This is a genomic window from Acidovorax sp. JMULE5, assembly GCF_013376875.1.
In the GTDB taxonomy this organism is placed as follows: Bacteria; Pseudomonadota; Gammaproteobacteria; order Burkholderiales; family Burkholderiaceae_C; genus Acidovorax; species Acidovorax facilis.
In genome coordinates, this window is the sequence record NZ_CP035951.1 from 1,689,682 (window position 1) to 1,712,488 (window position 22,807).

21 protein-coding genes are annotated in these 22,807 nt (G+C 63.3%); 4 read left to right on the plus strand and 17 right to left on the minus strand.

The annotated features are described in order from the left end of the window. Nucleotides 1–128: 128 nt before the first annotated feature. The gene (locus tag EXV95_RS07600) at nt 129–2,354 is read left to right on the plus strand and encodes a bifunctional diguanylate cyclase/phosphodiesterase (RefSeq protein ID WP_176886392.1); all 2,226 of its coding nucleotides are present in this window, start codon (nt 129–131) and stop codon (nt 2,352–2,354) included. Nucleotides 2,355–2,610: 256 nt separating this feature from the next. On the opposite strand, the gene EXV95_RS07605 is transcribed toward EXV95_RS07600, so the two are convergent. The 6 genes from EXV95_RS07605 to EXV95_RS07630 form a co-directional block, all read right to left on the minus strand. Further along, nucleotides 2,611–3,648 carry an amino acid ABC transporter substrate-binding protein gene (locus tag EXV95_RS07605; RefSeq protein WP_176886393.1) on the minus strand — a complete coding sequence of 346 codons (1,038 nt, stop codon included), beginning with the start codon at nt 3,646–3,648 and terminating at the stop codon, nt 2,611–2,613. A 25-nt stretch (nt 3,649–3,673) separates the two neighbouring features. After that, complete coding sequence (locus EXV95_RS07610; protein ID WP_370460208.1) at nt 3,674–4,234, minus strand: GNAT family N-acetyltransferase; 561 nt, start codon at nt 4,232–4,234, stop codon at nt 3,674–3,676. 89 nt (nt 4,235–4,323) lie between these two features. Beyond that, nucleotides 4,324–5,658 carry a phosphoglucosamine mutase gene (gene glmM / locus EXV95_RS07615; RefSeq protein WP_055398223.1) on the minus strand — a complete coding sequence of 445 codons (1,335 nt, stop codon included), beginning with the start codon at nt 5,656–5,658 and terminating at the stop codon, nt 4,324–4,326. Between the two features lie 101 nt (nt 5,659–5,759). Next, on the minus strand, nt 5,760–6,587 hold the full coding sequence (gene folP, locus EXV95_RS07620) for a dihydropteroate synthase (protein ID WP_176886394.1): 828 nt from the start codon (nt 6,585–6,587) through the stop codon (nt 5,760–5,762). A gap of 116 nt (nt 6,588–6,703) precedes the next feature. Next, nucleotides 6,704–8,623 (minus strand): ATP-dependent zinc metalloprotease FtsH, encoded by a 1,920-nt coding sequence (gene ftsH, locus EXV95_RS07625; RefSeq protein ID WP_055398225.1) that lies wholly within the window; start codon nt 8,621–8,623, stop codon nt 6,704–6,706. Nucleotides 8,624–8,798: 175 nt separating this feature from the next. Continuing rightward, nucleotides 8,799–9,461 carry an RlmE family RNA methyltransferase gene (locus EXV95_RS07630; protein ID WP_055398226.1) on the minus strand — a complete coding sequence of 221 codons (663 nt, stop codon included), beginning with the start codon at nt 9,459–9,461 and terminating at the stop codon, nt 8,799–8,801. Between the two features lie 47 nt (nt 9,462–9,508). Here EXV95_RS07630 and EXV95_RS07635 point away from each other — a divergent pair, with 47 nt between their 5' ends. Together EXV95_RS07635 and EXV95_RS07640 are read left to right on the plus strand one after the other, a co-directional pair. Then, complete coding sequence (locus EXV95_RS07635; RefSeq protein ID WP_055398227.1) at nt 9,509–9,982, plus strand: YhbY family RNA-binding protein; 474 nt, start codon at nt 9,509–9,511, stop codon at nt 9,980–9,982. After that, nucleotides 9,982–10,767: a glycosyltransferase gene (locus EXV95_RS07640; RefSeq protein ID WP_370460209.1), complete on the plus strand. Its 786-nt coding sequence runs from the start codon at nt 9,982–9,984 to the stop codon at nt 10,765–10,767. The genes EXV95_RS07635 and EXV95_RS07640 overlap by 1 nt, the downstream gene beginning before the upstream one ends. A 39-nt stretch (nt 10,768–10,806) precedes the next feature. Here the strand turns inward: EXV95_RS07640 and EXV95_RS07645 are convergent, their stop codons facing one another. The 5 genes from EXV95_RS07645 to carA form a co-directional block, all read right to left on the minus strand. Next, a complete protein-coding gene (locus EXV95_RS07645; protein ID WP_176886395.1) occupies nt 10,807–11,265 on the minus strand; it encodes a DUF4149 domain-containing protein in 459 nt (152 codons plus the stop codon). An 11-nt stretch (nt 11,266–11,276) separates the two neighbouring features. Beyond that, nucleotides 11,277–11,753, minus strand: a complete 477-nt coding sequence (gene greA / locus EXV95_RS07650) for a transcription elongation factor GreA (RefSeq protein ID WP_055398230.1) — start codon at nt 11,751–11,753, stop codon at nt 11,277–11,279. Between the two features lie 180 nt (nt 11,754–11,933). Continuing rightward, a complete protein-coding gene (gene carB, locus EXV95_RS07655) occupies nt 11,934–15,200 on the minus strand; it encodes a carbamoyl-phosphate synthase large subunit (protein ID WP_176886396.1) in 3,267 nt (1,088 codons plus the stop codon). 10 nt (nt 15,201–15,210) lie between these two features. After that, on the minus strand, nt 15,211–15,636 hold the full coding sequence (locus tag EXV95_RS07660; RefSeq protein WP_055398232.1) for a hypothetical protein: 426 nt from the start codon (nt 15,634–15,636) through the stop codon (nt 15,211–15,213). A gap of 20 nt (nt 15,637–15,656) precedes the next feature. Then, nucleotides 15,657–16,829, minus strand: coding sequence for a glutamine-hydrolyzing carbamoyl-phosphate synthase small subunit (gene carA, locus EXV95_RS07665; protein ID WP_176886397.1), 1,173 nt, complete (start codon nt 16,827–16,829; stop codon nt 15,657–15,659). 288 nt (nt 16,830–17,117) lie between these two features. Between carA and EXV95_RS07670 the strand changes: the two genes are divergently transcribed. Continuing rightward, on the plus strand, nt 17,118–17,933 hold the full coding sequence (locus tag EXV95_RS07670; RefSeq protein ID WP_176886398.1) for a hypothetical protein: 816 nt from the start codon (nt 17,118–17,120) through the stop codon (nt 17,931–17,933). Nucleotides 17,934–17,993: 60 nt separating this feature from the next. Here EXV95_RS07670 and EXV95_RS07675 read toward each other — a convergent pair whose 3' ends face one another. The 6 genes from EXV95_RS07675 to lpxD are packed head-to-tail and all read right to left on the minus strand — an operon-like array spanning nt 17,994 to nt 22,796. Next, nucleotides 17,994–18,767: an RNA methyltransferase gene (locus EXV95_RS07675; RefSeq protein WP_176886399.1), complete on the minus strand. Its 774-nt coding sequence runs from the start codon at nt 18,765–18,767 to the stop codon at nt 17,994–17,996. A 12-nt stretch (nt 18,768–18,779) separates the two neighbouring features. Then, the gene (gene rnhB / locus EXV95_RS07680) at nt 18,780–19,406 is read right to left on the minus strand and encodes a ribonuclease HII (RefSeq protein WP_055398236.1); all 627 of its coding nucleotides are present in this window, start codon (nt 19,404–19,406) and stop codon (nt 18,780–18,782) included. Beyond that, on the minus strand, nt 19,372–20,535 hold the full coding sequence (gene lpxB / locus EXV95_RS07685) for a lipid-A-disaccharide synthase (RefSeq protein ID WP_176886400.1): 1,164 nt from the start codon (nt 20,533–20,535) through the stop codon (nt 19,372–19,374). The genes rnhB and lpxB overlap by 35 nt, the downstream gene beginning before the upstream one ends. A gap of 10 nt (nt 20,536–20,545) precedes the next feature. After that, a complete protein-coding gene (gene lpxA / locus EXV95_RS07690; protein WP_176886401.1) occupies nt 20,546–21,334 on the minus strand; it encodes an acyl-ACP--UDP-N-acetylglucosamine O-acyltransferase in 789 nt (262 codons plus the stop codon). A 21-nt stretch (nt 21,335–21,355) separates the two neighbouring features. Then, nucleotides 21,356–21,796: a 3-hydroxyacyl-ACP dehydratase FabZ gene (gene fabZ, locus EXV95_RS07695; protein WP_010457855.1), complete on the minus strand. Its 441-nt coding sequence runs from the start codon at nt 21,794–21,796 to the stop codon at nt 21,356–21,358. 16 nt (nt 21,797–21,812) lie between these two features. Then, a complete protein-coding gene (lpxD, locus tag EXV95_RS07700) occupies nt 21,813–22,796 on the minus strand; it encodes a UDP-3-O-(3-hydroxymyristoyl)glucosamine N-acyltransferase (protein ID WP_176886402.1) in 984 nt (327 codons plus the stop codon). Between the last annotated feature and the right edge of the window lie 11 nt (nt 22,797–22,807).

Sequence of the window (22,807 nt, forward strand, 5' to 3'; positions counted from 1 at the left end):
CGCGCCGTGGGTTGCGGGCGGCATTGCGGCGGTTACCGAAGGTGCCCCCATGGGCTTGTAAGGGAGCGCTGCTACACTTTGGTACAAATTACCCAGGCCGCCAGGCCCTACAGCCCGTACCGGTCTCCATGTTTGCGCCGTACAGCACTCCAGAATCGCAGCGTCCTGGAGTTGCCACCGACACTCCCTTGCAACGCGCGCTGCGCGAACAGCAAACCCTGCTCGACAGTGCGGGCGTAGGCATTGTGTTCCTGCGCCAGCGCAGTGTGGTGCGCTGCAACCAGCGGTATGCCGAAATTTTTGGCCATGCCAGCGCCGAGAGCCTGGTCGGGCTGAACACCGAAACCTTCTACCCTTCGCGCGAGGCGTTTCGCGATCTGGGCCGCACAGCCTACCCGGTCCTAGCCCAGGGCCAGGCGTTCCGCGTCGAGCGCCAGCTGCGCCGGCGCGACGGCAGCCTGTTCTGGGGCAGCCTGACCGGGCGGCTCATCAACCCGCACGACACAGCCGAAGGTTCCATCTGGATTCTGGACGACATCGACGAGCAAAAACGTGCGCAGGCTGCACTGGGCGCAGCGGTGCGTGAAAAGCAGCTGCTCTTTGACAGCGCGATGGTGGGGATCGTGTTCCTGCGCGACCGGCGCCTGACCCGCTGCAACCACCACTTCGAACAGATGTTGGGCTACGAGCCCGGTGAACTGATGGGCAGCCCCTCGCGCCGGTGGTACGCCAGCGACGCTGCGTGGGAAGAGGTCGGCCGCCGATGCTATCCGCAGCTGGCCGCCGGCCACTCCTACGAGGGCGAGCTGGAGCTGTGCCGCAAGGATGGGACCCCCGTGATCTGCGAGGTGCGCAGCAAGTCCATCGACCCAGCCGATCCATCGCAGGGCTCCATCTGGATCACGATGGACATCACGGAGCGCAAGCAGGCGCAGGCCGTGCTTGCCAGTGCCCACGAAGACCTGGAAAGGCAGGTGCAGGACCGCACCCGCGAACTGCGCGAGACTGTGGACAACCTGCACCGTGAGATCAACGACCGCAAGGCCGATCAGGAGCGCATCTACTGGCTGGCCCACTACGACGCCCTGACAGGCCTGCCCAACCGCACGCTGCTGGCAGAACGGGCGCAGGAGGCCATCCGCGTCGCCCAGGAGGGCAACACGCCGCTGGCCCTGATCTTCCTGGACCTGGACCACTTCAAGCATGTGAACGACTCGCTGGGCCACCGCGTGGGCGATACCCTGCTCGTGGAGATCGCCAAGCGGCTGCGGGCCGTGGTGCGCGACAAGGACACCGTGTCGCGCCTGGGCGGCGACGAGTTCATTTTGCTGCTGCCGGGCGCCAATGCCCATGGCGCCGCCCGCGTGGCCGGCAAGCTGCAGGAGGCATCGCGCCAGCACTACCAGATTGACCACCACGAGCTGACCATGGCGCCGTCCATGGGCATCGCGCTGTTCCCGCAGGATGGCACGGACTTCGACACGCTGACACAGTCGGCCGATGTGGCCATGTACCGCGCCAAGCTCGACGGGCGCAATACCTTCAAGTTCTTTACCCCCGAGATGCAGGCGCAGTCGGTGCGCGCCTTGCAGCTTGAAAACGCCCTGCGGCGTGCGCTGGAGCGCAACCAGTTCCACCTGCACTACCAGCCGCAGATGAGCCTGACCAACGGCTCCGTGCGCAGCGTGGAGGCATTGCTGCGCTGGCAACACCCGCAGTTGGGCGCAGTATCGCCGGCAGAGTTCATTCCCATCGCCGAGGACAGCGGGCAAATCCTGCAGATTGGGGAATGGGTGCTGCGCACGGCGCTGTCACAGCTCAAAACCTGGCGCACGAACGGATTCCCCCACCTGACGATGGCCGTAAACCTGTCAGCCATCCAGTTTCGCCAGCCGCAGCTGCCGGAGCTGGTGAGCCGCATGCTGGCCGAGTTCAGTCTGCCGCCCGACTCCCTGGAGCTGGAGCTGACCGAAGGCGTTGCCGTGGACGACCCCCATGCTGCCGTGGCCACCATGGACCAGTTGCACGCACGCGGCGTGCGCATGTCGATGGACGACTTTGGCACCGGCTACTCATCGTTGAGCCAGCTCAAGCGCTTTCAGATCTTCAAGCTCAAGATCGACCAGTCGTTCGTGCGCGACCTGGGTGATGACGGCAACGACCGCGCCATCGTCAGCGCCATCATCCGCATGGCCCAGGCGCTGGGCATGCGCACCACGGCAGAAGGCGTGGAGACCGAAGGTCAACTGGCCTACCTGCGCGAACAAGGGTGCGACGAGGCGCAGGGCTACCACTTCAGCATGCCGCTGTCCGCGCCCGAGCTGGAAGCCTTCATGCGGCGGCAGTTGCATTGACCGACACTGCCCCATGCTGGTCGAAGGGCTCGTGCAGCGGCCAAGGAATGCACCGGTGGACGCAGCAGGGACAGCAGCCCATCGGCTCGAAAATAACATGAAAACCGGGCCTAACGCTTGATGGTAAAGCGTAAGCAGCTATAATTTCAGTAGCAAATACACCCAGCCTGCAGGACCGAGGCTTTTGGGGCTGTGCGGGCTTTCAGCAGTCAGCACCCCATGCATCGTCGCCCAGGTCAGTCCCTGCAAGCGCAGTTCAGCGGATCGGAAACGCGTACATCAGGCCCTGCTTGCTCCACAGGTTGTTGAGGCCGCGCGGCAGCCCCAGCGCCGACTTTTGGCCGACGTTGCGCTCGAAAATCTCGCCGTAGTTCCCGGTGGTCTTGAGGGCGCGCAGCAACCAGTCCCGGTCCAGCCCCAGGAGCTTTCCGGTGTCTTCCGAAGTACCCACCATGCGCTGCACCACCGGGTGGGCGCTGCTGGCTTTCAGCGAATCCGCATTGGCTTGCGTCACACCATACTCTTCGGCTTCGATCAGGCCGTAGATCACCCACTTGACCACGGCAAACCACTCGTCGTCGCCCCGCCGCACCAAGGGCCCCAGGGGTTCCTTGGAGATGAGTTCCGGCAAGATGGTGTGCATTGCCGCACCTTGCGAAACACCGCTGCGCAAGGCTGCCAGGCCCGATGCATCGGTAGTGAATGCGGTGCACCGGCCCGCCAGATAGGCAGCCGTTGCAGCATCTACCTTCTCAAACATCACGGGTTTGATGTCGAGGCCGTTGGCACGGGAATAGTCGGCCAAATTTTTTTCGGTGGTGGTGCCCGACTGCACACACACGGTCTGCCCCTTGAGCTGGCGGATGCTCCTGATCTTGCTCTTGGCAGGCACCATGAAACCCTGGCCGTCGTAGTAGGTAACGACCGTCTGGTGCAGACCCATCGATGCATCGCGCGCCAGCGAAAAGGTGGTGTTGCGCGAAAGCACGTCCACCTCGCCGGATTGCAAGGCTGTGAATCGCTGCGGCACGTCCAACGGCACGTACTTGACTTTCTGGCCGTCGCCCAGCACAGCGGCTGCAATCGCCCTGCAGACATCCACGTCAAGTCCGGACCACTTGCCGCTGGAGTCTGCCATCGCAAACCCGGCCAGCCCGGTATTGACACCACACACCACCTGCCCGCGCGCCCTGATACCGTCGAGAGTCTTGCCCGCATGGGCCACGGGAGCGGCCAGCAACGCGGCCACAACGATGGCGCCCATTGGGGCGATCTGGCCAAACACTGTCTTCATGCGGTCAGGTCTCCGGGAGGGTGATTCACGGTGCCGCCAATGGCGCAGGCCCTGCCCCATCCAGCATCTTCTGCAGAAATTGCGCCTGCCCCATGCTGGGGTCCAGGGTGTAGGCAGCAAAGCCTTCCCGTTCGTACGCGCGCATTGCACTGTGGTTGCCCGAAAGCACTTCGAGCGTGAGCTTGCAGGCACCGCGCTCGCGGGCCAGCGCTTCCACCCGGTGCAGCATGCGCTGGGCGATGCGGTGGCCGCGCCAGCCGGGTGCCACCACCACGTCATGCACGTTGACCAGAGGCCGGCAGGCAAAGGTCGAAAAGCCCTCCAGGCAATTGATCAGCCCCACGGGCACCTCGCCGTGTGGCGCCGAAGCGTCCGCCGCCCAGGCCATCACGCTGAAAGCCTGCGGCCGCTGGCGCAGCGCCTCGGGCAAGCCCCGCTGGACCTCGGCGCTCAATGGAACACCACCACCCGCCACGTCCCTTGCATAGCCGTCGAGCAGTTCGACCAACGCCCGCGCTTCGCGGGCATTGCCGTAGTCCACGGAACGGACGGTGATGGTGGAAGGCATGTCAGTGTTTGAAGGCATCTATGGGGTTCCTGGTCGGCGGCAAAGGCCGCAGCGTAGCGGATCGTGCGGCGCGCCAACGGTGGAAGGAGCTCTCGGCGGGATCACCATCAGCCAGCACGGGCCGCGTCGGCCAACCTTTGCGCGCAGGAACTGGCCATTTGCGCATCACGGGCCTCCACCATCACCCGCAGCAGCGGCTCGGTACCACTCGCGCGGATCAGCACGCGGCCTGACGCGCCCAGTTCCTGCTCGACGGCCTGGGTCGTGTCAGCCAGCAAGCGGTTGGCCTTCCAGTCCTGGCCAGGGGCCAGCCGCACATTCAGCAGCACCTGCGGATAGAGCGTGATGTCGGCCAACAGTTGCGCCAAGGTGCGGCCACTGCGCACACAGGCCTGCAGCACCTGCAATGCACTCACCAAGCCGTCGCCGGTGGTGTGGCGGTCCAGCGCCAGCAGATGGCCCGAGCCCTCACCGCCCAGCACCCACTGGTGCCGCGCCAGCTCTTCAAGCACATAGCGGTCCCCCACCTTGGCCCGCACAAACTTCACGCCCTTTGCCTTCAGCGCCACCTCCACTGCCATGTTGGTCATCAGGGTGCCCACGACACCTGGCACATGCTCATCGCGGCCCATGCGGTCCGAAGCCATCAGGTACAAAAGCTCGTCGCCGTTGTACAGGCGCCCCGTGGCATCGACGATCTGCAGGCGGTCCGCGTCGCCATCGAGCGCAATGCCATAGTCGGCGTGGTTGGCGCGCACGGCCCGCACGAGCGCATCAGGATGGGTGGCTCCCACCTCGTGGTTGATGTTGAGGCCGTCGGGCGAGCAGCCAATCGACAGCACTTCGGCACCCAGCTCGTGGAAGACCTTGGGTGCCACCTGGTAGGCCGCGCCATGCGCGGCATCGACGACGATTTTGAGGCCCTTGAGGGTCAGGTCCTGCGGAAACGTGCTCTTGCAGAACTCAATGTAGCGGCCCGCCGCATCATCGAGCCGCCGCGCCTTGCCCAGGCTGGCCGAATCGGCCCACACCGGGGGTTCGCCCAGGGCCGCTTCCACGGCCTGCTCCCACGTGTCGGGCAACTTGGTGCCCTGTGCACTGAAAAACTTGATGCCGTTGTCGGGATAGGCGTTGTGGCTGGCGCTGATGACCACCCCCAGGCTGGCGCGTTGTGCGCGGGTCAGGTAGGCCACACCCGGGGTGGGCAAAGGGCCCAGCAGCACCACATCCACACCCGCGGAGTTGAAGCCTGACTCCAGCGCACTTTCCAGCATGTAGCCCGAAATGCGGGTGTCCTTGCCGATCAGCACCGTGGGGCGCTCCTCGGTCCTGCGCAGCACACGCCCGACGGCATGGGCCAGGCGCAGAACAAAATCCGGGGTGATGGGTGGCTGCCCAACGGTGCCACGAATGCCATCGGTTCCAAAGTATTGGCGCGTCATGTTCTAGCGTCTCCTCGTGTGAATCTCATTGTTTGTTATCCATCGCCAAAGGGTCTGGCATGCGCCCATCCATACAACGCCTCAGCCTCCGGAAGACCCCGTCAGACCCCTTGCATTGCACGCCACACCGCGAGCGCCGCCACGGTTTCGCGGACATCGTGCACGCGCACCACAGAAGCTCCACGCTCCACGGCCAACACCGCCGCTGCCACGCTGGGCACCATGCGCTGCTCTACCGCCAGGCCCGTCACCGCGCCCAGCGATGACTTGCGGGACCAGCCTGCCAGAAGAGGATAGCCTGCAGCCCGCAGCACCGACTGGTGCGCCAGCAGCGCAAAATTCTGTTCCACCGTTTTGCCAAAACCAATACCCGGGTCCAGCACAATCCGGTTCTTTTCGACCCCTAGCGCTTGCAGGTCAAGCGCAGAGCGCTGCAAAAAGTATAGCACCTGCTGTACCACATCGCCCTCCATCGGGGCCACCTGCATGGTTTGGGGATCGCGGTGCATGTGCATCAGGCACACCCCACATTGCGGGTGCGATGCCACCACCTCTGCGGCGCCCGGCTGGCGCAATGCCCAGATGTCATTGATGATGTCCGCGCCCAGGTCCAGCACCACGCGCATGACCTCGGGCTTGTAGGTATCGATGGAGATAGGGACCCCCAGGGACACCGCGCCCTGCACCAGAGGCACCACCCGCGCCAGCTCTTCGTCCAGCGGTACCGCCGGACTGCCGGGGCGCGTGGACTCCCCACCAATGTCCAGAATGTGTGCCCCATCGCGCAGCAAATGCTCGCAATGCCGCAGGGCCGCAGCGGTGGAGCCATGCCGCCCGCCGTCGGAGAACGAGTCCGGCGTGGCATTGACGATGCCCATCACGCGGGGCTCGGCCAGGTCAACAGAGAAACGGGAGGTCTGCCAGATCATGGGGGGATCGAGAAAAGGTCACAGGCGCCTTCCTGGTCGAGGTCGGGAGGCAGCACAACACCAGCCATGAAAAACGGGGCACAAGGCCCCGTGAGAACGGATGGACCGGCCAGCAATCAGGCGGCCGATGGTGCGGTGTCCGTCGTCACCGCAGGCGTGCCGCCGCTGGAGTTGTCGCCGCCCGAGGGAGGTGTACGGGGCGTCCAGTCCTTGGGAGGACGGGGCTCCTTGCCAGCCATGATGTCGTCCAACTGCTCAGTATCGATGGTTTCCCATTCGAGCAAGGCCTTGGCCATGGCGTGCATCTTGTCGCTGTTCTCTTCGATCAGGCGACGGGCCAGGTTGTACTGCTCATCGATGATGCGGCGCACTTCCATGTCCACCTTTTCCATGGTCTGCTCGCTCATGGTCGTGGTCTTGGTCACCGAACGGCCCAGGAACACTTCGCCTTCGTTCTCAGCGTAAACCATGGGCCCCAGGGCATCGGTCATGCCGTAGCGGGTGACCATGTCGCGGGCAATGTGCGTGGCACGCTCGAAGTCATTGCTGGCCCCAGTGGTCATCTGGTTCATGAACACTTCTTCAGCGATGCGGCCACCAAACAGCATGCTGATCTGGTTGAGCATGTATTCGCGATCGTAGCTGTAGCGGTCCTGGGCAGGCAGGCTCATCGTCACGCCCAGGGCACGGCCACGGGGAATGATGGTGACCTTGTGCACGGGGTCGCACTTGGGCAGCAGCTTGCCAATGAGGGCGTGGCCAGACTCGTGGTAGGCCGTGTTGCGACGCTCTTCCTCGGGCATGACCATGCTTTTGCGCTCGGGGCCCATGAGGATCTTGTCCTTGGCCTTCTCGAAGTCCTGCATCTCGACGGTACGGGCATTGCGGCGCGCAGCCATCAGGGCAGCTTCATTGCACAGGTTGGCCAGATCGGCACCGCTCATGCCAGGGGTGCCACGGGCAATGATGCCAGGGGCCACGTCCTGACCAATCGGGATCTTGCGCATGTGCACGTTCAGGATCTGCTCGCGGCCACGGATATCGGGCAGCGTCACATAGACCTGACGGTCGAAACGGCCAGGGCGCAGCAGGGCGGCGTCCAAGATGTCGGGGCGGTTGGTGGCAGCCACCACGATCACGCCCAGGTTGGTTTCGAAGCCGTCCATCTCAACCAGCATCTGGTTGAGGGTCTGTTCGCGCTCGTCGTTGCCACCGCCCAGGCCAGCACCACGCTGGCGGCCCACCGCGTCGATTTCATCGATGAAGATGATGCACGGAGCGTTCTTCTTGGCGTTGTCGAACATGTCGCGCACACGGGCCGCACCCACGCCGACAAACATTTCCACAAAGTCGGAGCCAGAGATGCTGAAGAACGGCACCTTGGCTTCGCCTGCGATGGACTTGGCCAGCAGGGTCTTGCCGGTGCCAGGGGGGCCCACCAGCAGCAGGCCCCGGGGAATGCGGCCACCCAGTTTCTGGAATTTCTGCGGATCTTTCAGGAAGTCCACGACTTCCTTGACTTCTTCCTTGGCCTCGTCGCAACCCGCCACGTCCGCGAACGTGACCTGGTTGTTGTTTTCGTCGAGCATGCGCGCCTTGCTCTTGCCAAAGCTGAAGGCACCGCCCTTGCCGCCGCCCTGCATCTGACGCATGAAGTACACCCACACGCCGATGAGCAGCAGCATGGGGCCCCAGCTGACCAGGAGGGTCATGAGCAGGGAGCCTTCTTCACGGGGCTTGACGTCGAACTTGACGTTGTTGTTGATGAGATCGCCCACAAGGCCACGGTCCAGATAGGTGGCGGTCGTGCGGATCTTGCGGTCGTCATTGGTGACGGCCACGATCTCGGTGCCGCCCTGGCCTTCCTGGATGGTCGCGCTCTTGATGCGGTTGCTGCGGACTTCCTCCAGGAACTCCGAGTAGCCGACGTGGCCTGCGCTGGCTCCGGCACGGGTGTCAAACTGTTTGAACACCGTGAACAGCACCATGGCAATAACCAGCCACACGGCAATTTTTGAAAACCACTGATTGTTCAAGCGGGGCTCCAGTTGCGGGAAACAGAAAACGGACACACTGCCGTCATGGCACGCATGTGCGGCCCATTTTAGGTGTTTCAAGCCACCCGGCCATCCCTATTCCCCCTAGCGGCCATGGAAACAGCACGGGCTTTAGGGTCGAAATTCACGGATTCTTGACCTGAGGCAAGCCCGTTCAGGCGGTCTTCTTGAGGCCCATGCCCACCAGAAAGGTCTCGGACGATTTGTCGCGGGAGGCCTTGGGCTTCAACGGTTTGACCACTTTGAAGGTCTGTTTGAACAGCGTGACAAGATCGCTGTAGCCGCTGCCATGGAACAGCTTGACCACCAGGGCCCCATCCGGTTTCAAATGGTTGCAAGCAAACTCCACAGCCAGTTCGACCAGATGGGCAATGCGCGCAGCGTCGGCCGATTCGATACCGGACAGATTGGGAGCCATGTCCGAAACGACAACATCCACCACCCGGCCATCCAGGGCCTGCTCCAGGCGCTCCAGCACCTCCGCCTCACGAAAATCACCGTTGATATAGGTAACGCCCTCGATGGGCTCCATGGGCAGAAGGTCTAGCGCAATGATGGTGCCGTTGAGTTGGCCCGCTGCAGCCCCCCCGGGCGACATGCGCCTGCGCAGGTACTGGCTCCAGGCGCCCGGCGTGGAACCCAGATCCACCACGGTGTAACCGGGTTTGATGAGACCCAGCTGTTCGTCGATTTCCTTGAGCTTGTAGGCGGCGCGTGCCCGGTATCCCTCTTTCTGGGCCAATTTGACATAGGTGTCGTTGACATGGTCGTTCAACCACGCCTTGTTGACCTTCTTGCTTTGGGTTTTGACTTTCATACCGCTCCATTGTCTCTCGACAATCAGCACCGCCGATAATACGGCCCATGCCCCAAATTCAACTGACTCCCGCCGAGCGCCGGGAACAACGCGCCAATGCCCACCACCTGGACCCCGTCGTCCTGGTCGGCGGCGATGGACTCACCCCTGCGGTCAAGAAGGAAATCGACGCCGCCCTGAACGCCCATGGCCTGATCAAGGTGCGCGTTTTCAACGATGACCGCGTGGCGCGCGAGCTGATGTACCAGGAGCTGACCGCCGAACTCAACGCAGCCCCCATCCAGCACATCGGCAAGCTGCTGGTGCTGTGGCGCCCCCAACCCGTCAAGGAGCGTACGGTCGATGAGGACCGCATGCCCGGCCCGCGCGACGTCAAGGTGCTCAAATACAGCAAGCGCGGCGGCCAGCGCCCCGAGATCAAGCAACTGCGCGTGCTGGGCAACCAGCGCCTCACTTCGGGCGGTCAGATCAAGCGCGCCAAGCCCAAGCAAAAATCCATCAAGAAGCGCCAGGCAGACTGATGAGCCACGATGCAGGTTCGGCAGTACCTGCAAACTTTGCAGCACCTGCCGGCATGGCGCCCGCCCGCCACATCCTCTGCATGAAGTGGGGCACGAAATACGGCCCCGAATACGTCAACCGGCTGTATGCCATGGTGCGCAGGCACCTGAGCGGGGATTTTCGCTTTGTCTGCCTGACCGATGACAGCACGGGCATTCGCAGCGAAGTGCAGTGCCTGCCCATCCCCGCACTCGATCTGCCACCCGGCATCCCCGAGCGGGGCTGGACCAAGCTGGTCACTTTCAGCAAGGACCTGCACGGACTTCGAGGCACGGCCTTGTTCCTGGATGTGGACGTGGTCATCACCGGCAGCCTGGACGATTTTTTCACCCAACCGGGTGAATTCCTGATCATCCACGACTACAAGCGCCCATGGCGCATCACGGGCAACTCCTCGGTCTATCGCTTTGAGCTGGGAGCTCACCCCGACGTGCTGGAGCACTTTCGCGCGCATTTCTCAGAAATTCGTGAGCAGTTTCGCAACGAGCAGGCCTACTTGTCGGACTTCCTTCACCGACAGGGCAAGTTGCAATACTGGCCTGCGGCGTGGTGCCCGAGCTTCAAATACCATGGCATACCGCCCTGGCCGACCAACTACTGGCGCCCGCCGTTTGTGCCAGCGGGCGCCCGCATCGTGATCTTTCATGGGGAATGCAATCCCCCCGATGCTTTGGCCGGGCGGCGCAACCGGCGGTTCCGCTTCATTCGTCCGGCCACCTGGGTGGCGGAGCACTGGCGCGAATAGGCGGGTTGGAGGCAGCGCTGGTTGCGACCAGCGCTCGCTTCAGTCGTCTGCAGTGCCGTCAGGCCCGTCCGGCAACAACGGCGGCTTCTGAACCTGGCGCAGTGTTTGCCACAACACGGCCAGTGCGCAGCACCACTGCAGCACATACATCACCGTCCCTACGCTGTGCCACAGGCGCAAATCCTGCCGCGCCACGATACGCGGCGCCACGCCAAACTGCGTGAGCAACGCCAGCAGCATGCCACCGAGTATAAAAACCATAGCAGCTTGCGCCCATGGATACAGCGCTATCGCCTGTTTTGGCCTTGAAATCAGCAGCAGAACCAGACAGCAGGCGACCGCCACCCAGGTCTGCGCCGCAAACAGCTTGGCCGCCATGTTGCCCGCCACCATGGGCGACGGAAGGTGGGCAAACAGCATGGGCACGACCAGAAACCCGATGGTAGTCAGGCTGCCCCACCAGAGCGCAGCGACCAAGGCCGGAAGGCGGTGGAACATGCCGTGCCCGCTCACTGGTAGCTGACCGCCACCACTTCGTAGCGGCGAATCCCGCCGGGGGCCTGCACTTCGGCGGTATCGCCCTCTTCCTTGCCGATCAAGGCGCGGGCGATGGGGCTCGAGATATTGATGAGCCCTTGCTTCAGATCTGCCTCGTCCTCACCCACGATCTGGTATTTCACGAGGTCGCCAGACTCTTCATCTTCCAGTTCGACCGTGGCGCCAAAGACGACCTTGCCGCCGCCATCCACGGCGCTGGGGTCGATCACCTGCGCCACCGACAGCTTGCCCTCGATCTCCTGGATGCGGCCTTCGATGAAGCCCTGGCGGTCCTTGGCGGCGTCATAGTCAGCGTTTTCGCTGAGGTCGCCCTGCGCGCGCGCTTCGGCAATTGCCGTGATCACAGCGGGGCGCTCTACGGTCTTGAGGCGGTGCAGTTCTTCCTTGAGCTTTTCAGCGCCGCGCTTGGTAATCGGAATGGTGGCCATCGTGTTGCGTCTCCATAAATCAAAACGGTGAAAGCGCCAGAAGCACTTCCACCGGTCAATCGCCAGGCATGCCCGCGCTGCGCTGGGCGATGCGAATGGCAAGTCTACAAAAGGAAACCGCCGCACGTTGCCGCGCGGCGGTGTCTGTTCAGGCGGCAATTATGCCGCTTTTGCCGATGCTCAGGCAGCCAGTTGGGCGTGCAGCTCCTGCACCGAGTACACGTCGAGCTTGTCCAGGTACTTCATGCCCTCCACGGCCGCTTCTGCACCAAAGATGGTGGTGAACGTGGTCACGCGGGCCAGCAGCGACGAGGTGCGGATCGCACGCGAATCGGCAATCGCATTGCGGCGCTCTTCCACGGTGTTGATGACCATGACGATCTCGTTGTTCTTGATCATGTCCACGATGTGCGGGCGGCCTTCGGTCACCTTGTTGACCACACCCACAGGCACGCCAGCTTCGGCAATCGCAGCTGCAGTGCCCTTGGTCGCCACCAGCTCAAAGCCCAGCGCCACCAGTTGGCGGGCGATGTCCACGGCACGCGGCTTGTCGGCATTCTTTACAGTGAGGAACACCTTGCCCGATGTGGGCAGCTTGGTGCCAGCACCCAGTTGGCTCTTCACAAAGGCTTCGCCGAAGGTCTTGCCCACGCCCATGACTTCGCCGGTGGACTTCATCTCTGGGCCGAGGATGGTGTCCACGCCGGGGAACTTCACGAACGGGAACACGGCCTCCTTCACGCTGAAGTACGGCGGTGTCACTTCCTTGGTGATGCCCTGCGAGGCCAGCGTTTGACCCGCCATGCAGCGCGCCGCGACCTTGGCCAGCTGGATGCCCGTGGCCTTGGAAACAAACGGCACCGTGCGCGAGGCGCGGGGGTTCACTTCCAGCACGTAGATCACGTCCTTGCCTTCCATCTCCTGGATGGCGAACTGCACGTTCATCAGTCCCACCACGTTCAGGCCCTGGGCCATGGCGGCGGTCTGGCGCTTGATCTCGTCGATGGTGGGCTGCGACAGGTAGTACGGGGGCAGTGAGCAGGCGGAGTCGCCACTGTGCACGCCCGCCTGCTCGATGTGTTCCATGACCCCGCCGATAAAGGTGACGCCCGCCGAATCGCGCACGCAGTCCACGTCGCACTCGATGGCGTTGGAGAGGAAGCGGTCGAGCAGCACCGGCGAGTCGTTGCTGACCTTCACGGCCTCGCGCATGTAGCGCTCCAGGTCGCGCTGCTCGTGCACGATTTCCATCGCGCGGCCGCCCAGCACGTAGCTGGGGCGCACCACCAGGGGGTAGCCCAGAGCGGCGGCCTTCTCCAGGGCTTCGGGTTCTGTGCGTGCCGTGGCGTTGGGCGGCTGGCGCAGGCCGAGCTCACCCAGCAGCTTCTGGAAGCGCTCGCGGTCTTCAGCCGCGTCGATCATGTCGGGGCTGGTGCCGATGATCGGAACGCCAGCGGCCTCCAGACCCAGGGCAAGCTTCAGGGGCGTCTGGCCGCCGTACTGCACGATCACGCCGACCGGCTTTTCCTTGTCCACAATCTCCAGCACGTCTTCGAGCGTCACGGGCTCGAAGTACAGGCGGTCGGAGGTGTCATAGTCGGTGGAGACGGTTTCGGGGTTGCAGTTGACCATGATGGTCTCGTAGCCGTCTTCGCGCATAGCGAGGGCCGCATGCACGCAGCAGTAGTCGAACTCGATGCCCTGGCCGATGCGGTTGGGGCCACCGCCAAGCACCATGATCTTCTTGTTGTTCGTAGGCTCCGACTCGCATTCGGCGACACCACCGTGGGTGGCGACTTCGTAAGTGGAGTACAGGTACGCGGTGTTGGTAGCGAACTCGGCCGCACAGGTGTCCACACGCTTGTACACGGGGCGCACTTTGAGCGCACGGCGTGCTTCGCGCACCGCCTTCTCGGTGGTCTTGAGCAGCTTGGCCAAGCGGCGGTCGGAGAAACCTTTTTGCTTGAGCGTGAGCAGCGTGCCGGCATCCAGCGCCGCCAGGGCACCGTCACCCTTTTCGGCCACCAGCTTGTCGATGTCCAGCTCGATCTTCACGATCTGCTCAATCTGCACCAGGAACCATTTGTCAATCTTGGTCAGCTCGAACACTTCATCGACCGAAAGACCCATGGCAAACGCATCGCCCACGTACCAGATGCGCTCGGGACCGGGCTCGCCCAGTTCTTTTTCGAGCGTCTCGCGGTCCTGGGTTTTCTCGTTCATGCCGTCCACGCCCACTTCCAGGCCGCGCAGGGCTTTCTGGAAGGATTCCTGGAAGGTGCGGCCCATGGCCATGACCTCGCCCACCGACTTCATCTGCGTGGTCAGGCGGCTGTCGGCCGTGGGGAATTTTTCGAACGCAAAACGTGGGATCTTGGTGACCACGTAGTCGATCGAAGGCTCGAACGATGCAGGCGTCGCACCGCCCGTGATTTCGTTCTTGAGCTCGTCCAGCGTGTAGCCCACGGCCAGCTTGGCGGCGACCTTGGCAATCGGGAAGCCCGTGGCCTTGGAGGCCAGCGCCGACGAACGCGACACGCGCGGGTTCATCTCGATGACGATCATGCGGCCGTCCTTCGGGTTGACCGAGAACTGCACATTGGAGCCACCCGTGTCCACACCAATTTCACGCAGCACTGCCAGCGAGGCGTTGCGCATGATCTGGTATTCCTTGTCGGTCAGCGTCTGCGCGGGGGCCACGGTGATCGAGTCGCCAGTGTGCACACCCATCGGGTCCAGGTTTTCGATGGAGCAGATGATGATGCAGTTGTCCGCCTTGTCGCGGACCACTTCCATCTCGTACTCTTTCCAGCCCAGCAGCGACTCTTCGATCAGCAGCTCGTTGGTGGGCGATGCTTCCAGGCCGCGCTTGCAGATGGTCTCGAACTCTTCAGGGTTGTAGGCAATGCCGCCGCCGGTACCGCCCAGCGTGAAGCTGGGGCGGATCACGGTGGGGAAACCCACGGTCTTTTGCACGGCCCAGGCTTCGTCCATGCTGTGGGCGATGCCGGAGCGCGCGGAGCCCAGACCGATCTTGGTCATGGCGTCCTTGAACTTCAAGCGGTCTTCGGCCTTGTCGATGGCCTCGGGCGTGGCGCCGATCAGCTCGACCTTGTACTTGTCGAGCACGCCGTGGTGCCACAGGTCCAGGGCGCAGTTGAGCGCCGTCTGCCCTCCCATGGTGGGCAGGATGGCGTCGGGGCGCTCCTTGGCGATGATCTTCTCGACCGTCTGCCAGGTGATGGGCTCGATGTAGGTCACGTCGGCCGTGGCCGGGTCGGTCATGATCGTCGCGGGGTTGCTGTTGATCAGGATGACCTTGTAGCCCTCTTCGCGCAGGGCCTTGCAGGCCTGTACGCCGGAGTAGTCGAACTCGCAGGCCTGGCCGATGATGATCGGGCCAGCGCCGATGATGAGGATGCTTTTGATGTCTGTGCGTTTTGGCATGTTGCGTCGATCAGTCGATCGTGGGTTCGGCTGCCTGGGGGCTGGGGGTTGGGGCAGAGGCTGCTGTTGCATCTGCGGGCAAACGCCGCTGGGTCAACTTGGCAAGCAGCGCCTCTGCGCGTGCGGGAGGAAGGTTCTTCTGCATCAGCTGCAGCAGGCCGTCGCCCTGGATCAGCGGGCGCAAGACTTCTTCTTCCGCGTCATAAAACGTCACTTCCCACTCCTGCAGCAGCTCTGCAAAGGCGGCATCGTCCAGCGTCTTGCCCTTGGCCACGAGCGTGACGAGCGGCATGGCCTTGTTCTCGACGAACGCTTTCTTGTAGGGCTTTTGCGCCCAACGTTCCGTGAACCACTCACGGTGGGGCGAAGGCAGGGTCAGGACACGCTTGTGGATCGCCTTTTCGAGCGATGCAAGGGGGAAGCTGAACAGTTTCATGGTGCTGATTCCTTCCGCGCTTAACCAGCTTTTGCCGCGCGCATGGCGTCGGTGAAGCGGTCAAAGAGGTATGCGATGTCGTGCGGACCTGGGGATGCCTCAGGATGCCCCTGGAAACAGAAGGCGGGCTTGTCCTTGTGGACCAGCCCTTGCAGCGTGCCGTCAAACAGGCTGACGTGCGTGGCGCGCAGATGGGCGGGCAGCGATTCCATGTCCACCGCAAAACCGTGGTTCTGGCTCGTGATGCTCACGCGGCCCGTGTCCAGGTCCTTCACCGGGTGGTTGGCACCATGGTGACTGTGGGTCATCTTGAAGGTCTTGGCACCAGCAGCCAGGGCCATGATCTGGTGCCCCAGGCAGATGCCGAACGTGGGCATGCCGCTGTCCACAATGGTGCGGGTCGCTGCAATCGCGTAGTCGCAAGGCTCTGGGTCGCCAGGGCCGTTGGACAGGAAAACGCCATCGGGTTTGAGAGCCAGCACATCAGCGGCCGGCGTCTTGGCGGGCACCACGGTGACCTTGCAGCCGCGTTCCGCCAGCATGCGCAGGATGTTCTTCTTGACGCCGAAGTCGTACGCCACTACGTGAAACTGTGGGGCCGACAGTTCGCCGTAGCCAGTACCCAGTTTCCACTCTGTCTGCGTCCACTCATAACGCGCTGCCGTGGTCACCACCTGGGCCAGGTCCAGCCCGGCCATGTTGGGGGCCGCCTTGGCCTTGGCGATGGCTTCGTCGATGAGCGCCTGCGTGACAGCCTGCCCTGCGGCAAGGCCGATGATGGCGCCGTTTTGCGCACCCTTGCTGCGCAGCAGGCGCGTGAGCTTGCGGGTGTCGATGTTGGCGATGGCAACGGTCTTCTCACGCACAAGGTATTGCGAGAGCGTTTCCGTGGAGCGGAAGTTGCTTGCCAGCAGGGGCAGGTCTTTGATGATCAGGCCTGCGGCGTGGACCTTGTCGGCTTCGATGTCCTCCACATTGACGCCGTAGTTGCCGATGTGCGGATACGTGAGGGTCACGATCTGCTGGCAGTAGCTCGGGTCGGTGAGGATTTCCTGGTAGCCGGTGATGGCGGTGTTGAACACCACTTCGCCGACAGTGGTGCCGGTGGCACCAATCGAATTGCCGATAAAGACCGTGCCGTCTGCGAGCGCCAGGATGGCGGGCGGGAAGTTTCCCTGTAGAGACAAAAGCACTGGGTTCTCCGGATGGTTACGGTCGCCCGGCGCCTGCAGTCCACTCGTGCACGCAAAGGTACGCAAGTGCTGGTGGCTGCTCTCAGATGGGTTGTTGCTTTGGGTGCGGTCGGGCGACGCTGTTGCGAGAAAAGCTCCCGATTATATCCTTCATGGCGCGCTCACCAACAAATGCGCGTCTTGCATAACCTTGTTACGTAAGCAAGTGTTCCAGGCATTTCAGAGGACAACGGGCACCCTAGACTTCGCCCCGTTTCCCTACCGCCCCCACTCCAAAGGCTGATCCCGATGCGCATTTTTCTCCGCCCCCTCGCCCTTTTCCTGGCAGGCCTGTGTGCCGCCATGGCCGCTCAGGCCCTGGAGCTGGCGAAATACCCCCAGGTCTTCGTGGCGCCCCACGGCGTTGAAGTCGTGCTGGCCCCCACCGCAGACGGCAAGCAGGCTCTGGTGCGAGTGAGCGGCATCAACGACCCCATCGATCAGGTCGTCTTCCTGAGCCAGTTGGAGCAAAGGGGCTCGGCGCGCGAGGTATACGCCACCACGCTCGATGGCCGCAGCTATGGTCTGCTGCAAAAGCAGAACCAGGCCTATCGCAATGGCGACCACTATGTGGTGTACCTGCCAGGCAAGCGCGATGGCGTGCCACTGGCCTTCAGTGAAGAAAAGAGCAAGGCCTTCAAGCTGGCGGACCTGCTGGCCAGCTACAAAGGCCAACAAAAGCAGGGCCTGCAGGACAAGCTGGCCCGCTTTGACCGCAACAAGCGCCTGGCCAGCGTGCAGGCCGAACTGGGCAAGGCCGACCAGGACGCCACCGCTGCATGCGGTACGCCAGTGAAGACCAACGTTGACTGGGCCACGATTGACGACGAGAAACTCCAGTCGCTGAGCATCGGCAGCTTCTGCGGCGTGGTGGCATCAGAGCTGGAGTCCATGTGCCGCAACACCCCCGCCTTCAAAAGCACGGCACCCGGCCTGGGCTTGGTGCAATGCAAATTCGCGCCGCAGCTAAAAATCCGGGTGGAGAACCAGCAGGTGCTGTTCAGCACGGAGAAGGACGCCCCCAACCAGGAAGAATTCGTGCGCCAGTTCCTGCGCAATCTCTAAAAACGAGTGGGGCGCTCCGCCCCCCTGAGATCTGCTGGAAACGATCAAGAAGCGGTGGCTTCAGCGCCCGGCGCCGCTCGCATGCAGGCAGATCGCTGCAGCGGCCGCCACATTGAGCGACTCTTCGCCGCCCGGTTGTGCAATGCGGATGCGCAGAGCGGCACGCTCTTCCAGTGCAGGGGAAACGCCCTGCCCTTCGTGGCCCAACACCCATGCACACGGCCAGGGCAAGGCGGCACGGTGCAACCAGTCTCCGGCGTGCGAGCTGGTCACAAGCATGGGCACCTGCAGCGATTGAAGCTCGCCGTGCTCCACGCCCTCGATCAGGTCCAGCGCGAAATGCGCACCCATGCCCGCCCGCAGCACCTTGGGGGACCACAATGCGGCGCTGCCCTTGATGGCAACCACCTGCCGGAACCCGAACGCGGACGCACTGCGCAAGATGGAGCCCACATTCCCAGCGTCCTGCACACGGTCCAGCACCACGGTCGCCGCACCCGGATGCACCGCAGCGGGCGCGGGCAAATCCATGATGAAACCCATCCGAGCGGGCGACTCCAGCCCACTGATGTCGGCAAACAGTGCGTCAGCAATTACTATGATTTTCATAGCAGTTTGCACCCACCCTACCTGCGCCAGCGGCCAAAAAGACTCTGAAAACACCGCAATGGATGCGCGCTGGCCACGCTCCAGGGCCGCGCGGCAAAGGTGATCGCCCTCCAGCCAAACCCGGCCTTGTTTGCGGTAGGCCGTGGTGTCCTGCGCAAGACGGCGCAGGTCTTTCACGAACGTGTTGTCCCGCGAATGGATGGTGGTGATCGAGGAGGATGTCATGGTTGGGCAGGTTCAGCCGCGCAGATTCTGCGCCACGGGCGCAAAGGAACGCCGGTGGTGGACGCACGCGCCGTGCTCACGCAGGGCCGCCATGTGCACCGCCGTGCCATAGCCTTTGTGGCCCGCAAATCCGTATTGGGGAAATTCTTCATGCACCTGCACACACCAGCGGTCACGGTGCACCTTGGCCAGGATGGATGCGGCCGAGATGGCCGGCACCAGCGCATCACCCTTGACGATGGCCTCAGCCTGGATGTCGAGCGTGGGCAGCCGATTGCCATCGACGAGGACCATGACGGGCTTCAGGCGCAGCCCCATCACGGCCCGCCGCATGGCCAGCATCGTGGCCTGCAGGATGTTGAGCTGATCGATCTCTTCCACGCTGGCCTCGGCAATGCTGCAGCACAGCGCCTTGGCGCGGATTTCGTCGTAGAGCTTTTCGCGCCGGGCGGGCGTGAGCTTTTTGGAGTCTGCCAGGCCTGCGATGGGATGCAGATCGTCCAGGATGACTGCAGCAGCCACCACAGGCCCCGCCAGCGGGCCACGGCCCGCTTCATCCACGCCGGCCACAAGGCCTGGCGGGTGCCAGGGCAGGCAGGCCTGTTCAGGCAGCGGGATGGAGGATTTTCTGGATCGCATCGGCAGCCAGTTGGGGAGTGTTGCGGCGCAGGCTCTCGTGCAGCGCCGTAAAGCGCTGCTCCAGGGCCGTGATTTTTTCGGGATGGTGCTGGCGCGCATCCAGCCATTGCAGCGTTGCGGCGCAAAGCGCCTGGGGTGTCGCGGCATCCTGGATCAGCTCGGGCACCACGAAGTCGCCACACAGGATGTTGGGCAAGCCCACCCAGGGCTGCAACTGCTTGCGGCGCATGAGCCACCAGCTCAATGGGTGCATGTGGTAGCCAATGACCATGGGGCGCTTGAACAGGGCCGCCTCCAGCGTGGCGGTGCCACTGGCGATCAGCGTGGTGTCGCAGGCGGCGAGCACGGCGTGGGATTGCCCGGAAACGATCTGCACCACACCGCCCAGCCCAGCGGCTTGCGCTGCCTGCACGATGCGTTCGCGCAGCGCCGGCACGGCAGGCACTATCAATTTAATAGCTGGTCGCGCTTTTCTGACAAGCGCTGCAGCCTCAAAGAAGGGTTGAGTGATGTAGGCGATCTCCGAAGAGCGGCTGCCCGGCAGAATGGCCAGCACCTCGTCCGTATCCTGCAGCCCGAGCTGGGCGCGGGCGGCAGCGCGGTCCGGCACCATGGGAATCACTCCCGCCAGCGGGTGCCCCACATAGGTGGCGGCGATGCCATGGCGCGCGAGCAGTTCAGGCTCGAACGGAAAGATGCACAGCACGTGATCAGCGCTGCGGCGAATCTTCTCGACGCGTTCCGCGCGCCAGGCCCAGATGGAGGGGCACACGAAATGCACCGTCTTGATGCCCGCAGCGCGCAGGTCAGCTTCCAGCCCCAGGTTGAAATCAGGGGCATCCACACCGATGAAGACATCCGGGCTGTCCTTGAGCAACCGCTCACGCAGTTGCTTGCGGATGCCCAGCAACTCGCGCAGACGGCGCAGCACTTCCATGCTGTAGCCATGCACTGCCAGCTTCTCGCTGGGCCACCAGGCATCAAAACCCCGGCGTTGCATTTGCGGGCCACCAATGCCGCAGGTCTGCAGGTCTGGCCAATGGGCCTGCATGCCGTCGATCAACAGACCGGCCAGCAGGTCGCCCGATGTCTCGCCCGCCACCATGGCGACGCGGGGGGAAGCAGCCATCACCCAGCCCTCAGCGCGCTATGCCGCGCGTGGCGTCGGCCAGGAACCGCTCCATCATCGCGGCATCCTCGCTGGCCTGCGGTGAGGACTGCACCAGCTCAGCAATGGCGGCACGTGCAGCCTCCAGCGTGAGGCCCTGGCGGTAGATCAGCTTGTGCATCTGCTTGACAGCAGCAATGCGCTCTGGCGAGAAGCCGCGGCGGCGCAGCCCCACCACGTTATAGCCCCGCACGGCCAGCGGGTTGCCATCCACCAGCATGAAGGGGGGCACGTCCTGCGACACTGCGCTGGCAAAGCCCACCATGGCATGCGCCCCGACCTTGACGAACTGGTGGATGCCGGTAAGCCCGCCCACCGTCACCCAATCGCCCAGGTGGACATGGCCTGCCAGGGTGGTGTTGTTGGCCAGCGTGGTGTGGTTGCCCACATGGCAATCATGGGCGATGTGGGTGTACGCCATGATCCAGTTGTCGTCCCCCACCGTGGTGATGCCACCGGCCTGGGGCACACCGAGGTTCAGGGTGCAGAACTCGCGGATGGTGTTGCGGTCGCCGATGACCAGTTCGGTAGGCTCGCCCGCATATTTCTTGTCCTGCGGGATGGCGCCGATGGAGTTGAACTGAAAGATGCGGTTGTCGGCGCCAATCGTCGTGCGCCCGTCAATGACGCAATGTGCGCCGACCGTCGTGCCCGCACCGATCGACACATGCTCACCAATAACCGCATACGGTCCCACCGTGACCGAAGGGTCCAGGCGTGCGCCGTCCGCAACAATGGCAGTGGGATGAATATTGCTCACGATCCAACAGGCCCGGGTCGGTCAACCCACGCTGCGCATGGTGCACATGAGTTCGGCTTCGCAGGCCACCTCTTCGCCCACGCTGGCCACGCCCTTGAACTTCCAGATGCCGCCACGAACGCGATCGATGGTGATGCTCAGGATCAACTGGTCGCCGGGCTCCACAGGGCGCTTGAAACGCGCACCATCAATGCCCACAAAGTAGTAGATATTGTTCTCATCGGGCACCTTGCCCATGGCATCAAATGCCAGCAAGCCCGCAGCCTGGGCCAGCGCCTCCAGGATCAACACACCCGGCATCACGGGACGTCCGGGGAAATGCCCCATGAAATAGGGCTCATTGAACGTCACGTTCTTGATGGCCTTGATGCGGGTGTTGCTCTCAAGCTCGATCACTTTGTCCACCAGCAGGAACGGGTAGCGGTGGGGCAGTTGCTTGAGAATTGCGTGAATATCCATCATCGAGTTGTTCTTCCGTTCATGCTGCCTTGAGAGCCTGCTCAAGCGCCTTGATGCGCTCCCGCAAGCTGTGCAGTTGTTTGAGTGTTGCAGCGTTTTTTTCCCAGCGCGCATTGTCGTCGATGGGAAACATGCCCGTGTATTGCCCAGGTCGCGTGAGCGAGCGTGTGACCACGGTAGCTGCCGAGATATGCACGTTGTCGGCCAGCTCCAGATGGCCCAGCACAATCGCCCCGCCGCCCACAGTGCAGTGCGCGCCAATGGTCGCGCTGCCAGCCACCCCCACACACCCGGCCATGGCCGAGTGCTTGCCGATGCGCACGTTGTGGCCGATCTGGATCAGGTTGTCGAGCTTGACGCCATCTTCGATGACGGTGTCCTGAAGCGCGCCCCGGTCGATGCAGGTGTTGGCACCAATCTCGACGTCGTCTCCGATGCGCACGGCACCGAGCTGTTCGATCTTGACCCACTGCCCCTGTTCAGGCGCAAAGCCAAAACCATCCGCGCCAATCACCACACCGGCGTGCACGATGCAACGCGCGCCGATGGTGCAGCCTTCGCCCACGGTTACACGCGACTTGAGAATGGTCCCCGCGCCCACCTGCGCTCCACGCTCCACCACACACAGCGGCCCAATGGTCGCAGTGGGGTGCACCAGTGCCATAGGATCGACCACGGCACTAGCGTGCACGCCTGCCTGTTGCGCTGGCGCATTGCGTTGCCGCCACAACTGGGTGGCACGCGCGAAATACACGTAGGGGTTGTCCGCCACGATGCAGGCACCCCGCGCCAGAGCGGCATCGCGCATGGCAGGCGCCACAATGACACAGGCCGCCCGGGAGGCGGCCAGTTGCTGTTGGTAGCGGGGGTTGCTCAGGAAACTGAGATCTCCCGGCCCGGCAACCTCCAGGGGCGCGATACGGGAAATGACGGCATCCCGTGCCGCACCTCCTTCCAGCGAGCCACCGAGCGCATCAACTATGTGCCCAAGAAGCAAGCTCACGCGCCACCCGT